Origin of the sequence: Massilia sp. CT11-108 (genome assembly GCF_047302915.1) — a bacterium.
Lineage (GTDB): Bacteria > Pseudomonadota > Gammaproteobacteria > Burkholderiales > Burkholderiaceae_D > Telluria > Telluria orientalis.
In genome coordinates, this window is record NZ_JBKYMO010000723.1 from 1 (window position 1) to 2,115 (window position 2,115).

General features: G+C 69.5%; 3 protein-coding genes. 2 read left to right on the forward strand and 1 reads right to left on the reverse strand.

What is annotated here, in order from left to right; translation table 11 throughout:
- A partial coding sequence (locus ACEN88_RS29910; RefSeq protein ID WP_413345550.1) for an SH3 domain-containing protein occupies positions 1 to 209 on the forward strand: 209 nt, incomplete at its 5' end.
- Here the strand turns inward: ACEN88_RS29910 and ACEN88_RS29915 are convergent.
- Complete coding sequence (locus ACEN88_RS29915) at positions 183 to 653, reverse strand: GNAT family N-acetyltransferase (RefSeq protein ID WP_413345552.1); 471 nt, start codon at positions 651 to 653, stop codon at positions 183 to 185. The two genes, ACEN88_RS29910 and ACEN88_RS29915, sit on opposite strands and share 27 nt — an antisense overlap.
- 109 nt (positions 654 to 762) lie before the next feature.
- Here ACEN88_RS29915 and ACEN88_RS29920 point away from each other — a divergent pair, with 109 nt between their 5' ends.
- Positions 763 to 2,016, forward strand: coding sequence for an MFS transporter (locus tag ACEN88_RS29920; protein WP_413345554.1), 1,254 nt, complete (start codon positions 763 to 765; stop codon positions 2,014 to 2,016).
- Positions 2,017 to 2,115: the final 99 nt, after the last annotated feature.

Consider the following 2,115-nt stretch of genomic DNA (forward strand, 5'->3'; position numbering starts at 1 on the left):
GGGGCGCGCGCTACCTTGTCGTCGACGACCTGAACCTGCGCGAGGACCGCGGCGTGCGCGCCCCCCGCATGCGCGTGCTGCGGGTCGGTACGGTCGTCAGCGCGACGGGGGCGACCGACGGCGACTGGTGGCGCGTGCGCGTGGAAGGCAGCGGCGTGGAAGGCTGGGCGAGCAGCCTGTGGCTACGCCGCACCGACGAGCGCCATTGACAGGCGCATCGGGTTGTAGCGCACCTTGTCGACCTGCATGGGCGCCGTGCGTTCGAAGCCGAGCGACACGTAGAACGGCACGGCGAAATTCGACGAGTTCACGGTGAAGAAACCGGGATGCCCGGGCACGAGCGCCGCCGCGCGTCCCGCGTCCCACAGTGCCCGCGCGATGCCGCGCCGCTGGTACGCGGCGTCGACGAACAGGTGGAAGACGTGCGTGCCGCCGCGCACGCCGATGAAGCCGGCCAGTATGCCGTCGACGACGGCCACGTGGTAGACGAAGCCGGCATCGAGATTGCGGCGCAGGCCGGTGGCGTCGTGCTGGGCGAGGAAGCCGGCGGCGTCTTCCGGCGCGGATTCGTGCAGGAAGAACGTCTCGGCGGCGCGGCGCAGGACGGCGGCGGCGGCCGGGATGTCGGCGGGTTCCAGTAAACGTATTTGCATGCGTCACAAGATAACACAGCCGTCTTGTCGAAACGTCACGTTGGGAAAACCACGCAGGCCGCCCCACCGCCGCGTTGACCCGGCCGGGCCGCACACTTAGACTGGCCCGATGACGACATCCAGCTTCACCCCGGCGCAGGCGGGTACGCGGGCCCGGCGCAAGGTCCCGCTCACGCAACCGCTGCGCCACGCGCGCTACCGGCACCTGTGGTGCGCCAACCTGGTCTCCAATCTCGGCACGTGGATCCAGACGTTCGCGTCGGCCTGGCTGATCGCGTCCAGCTCGCACTCCGCGTCCACGACGACGCTCGTGCAGACATGCACGTACATCCCGATCTTCCTGTTCGCGCTGTTCGCGGGCGTCGTCGCGGATGCCGTGCACCGCCCGCAATTCCTGTTCTTCTGCAACCTGTTCATGGCCGGCTGCGCGTGCACGCTGGCCGCGCTCGTCGCCTCCGGCCATGCGCCGCACGCGGTCGTGCTGATGGTGCTGTTCTGCCTCGGCTGCGGCTCCGCGTTCATGTGGCCCGCGTGGCAGGCGGCGATGTCCGGGCTCGTCGAGCCTGACGAAGTGGAAGCCGCCGCGACTCTCAACAACCTGTCGTACAACACGGCCGCGATCATCGGGCCGGCGCTGGGCGGGGTCCTGTTCAAATGGATCGGCCCCGGCCCGCTGTTCCTCCTCAACGCGATCTCGTTCGTCGGCCTGCTCGCCATCTACCGCGCCTGGTGGCGCGCCGACCGCTCGCACGTGAAACCCTGCGCGGGCTATCGCGCACGCCTGCGCGAAGGCGTGCAGACGGCGTTCGGCTGCCCGCGCTACCGCCGCATCCTGCGCAACGTGGCCACCGTGTTCTTTGCCACCATCGCCTTCGCGGGCCTGCTGCCCGTGTTCGTGCGCGACGTCCTCCGGATGGACGCCAGCGTGTTCGGCACCCTGATGGGCAGCCTGGGCGCCGGCGCCGTGCTGGCCGCATTCTGCCTTCCCGCGATCCGCGCGCGGGTCGACAAGACCAGGATCCTGGCCGCCGCGCTGGCCGTGTACGGCGCGATGCTCGCGGTCATGCCCTTCCTGCATACGCTGGCGCTGCTCATCCCGCTGATCGTGGTCGGCGGCATGGCATGGTCGGCCGTCGTGTCCACGTTGAACGCAGCGGCCCAGCTGTCGTTCCCGGCGGAGGTGCGGGCGCGCACCCTGGCGATCTATCTCGTCGTGATGGCGGGCGGCTACACGCTGGGCAGCCTGTTCTGGGGCCGCGTGGCGGACGCCTGCGGCGTGCGGTACGCGATGGCGGCGGCCGGCGCATGCGTGCTCGTCAACGCGGCCGTGTTGCTGACAGGTAGACGGCAAACCCCCATCTAATCGAAGCTTGGTCGTTTGGCATTTGCGGTTAGAGTAAAGGATGCCAATTTCTCCCTTCATTGCCGGGCTGCGCTTCGGCCCCCTGGACGTTGCGGCGTG

Coding starts and splice junctions, on each gene's coding strand:
- ACEN88_RS29920 (WP_413345554.1), top strand. CDS start 763: ATGACGACATCCAGCTTCACCCCGGCGCAGGCGGGTACGCGGGCCCGG.
- ACEN88_RS29915 (WP_413345552.1), bottom strand. CDS start 653: ATGCAAATACGTTTACTGGAACCCGCCGACATCCCGGCCGCCGCCGCC.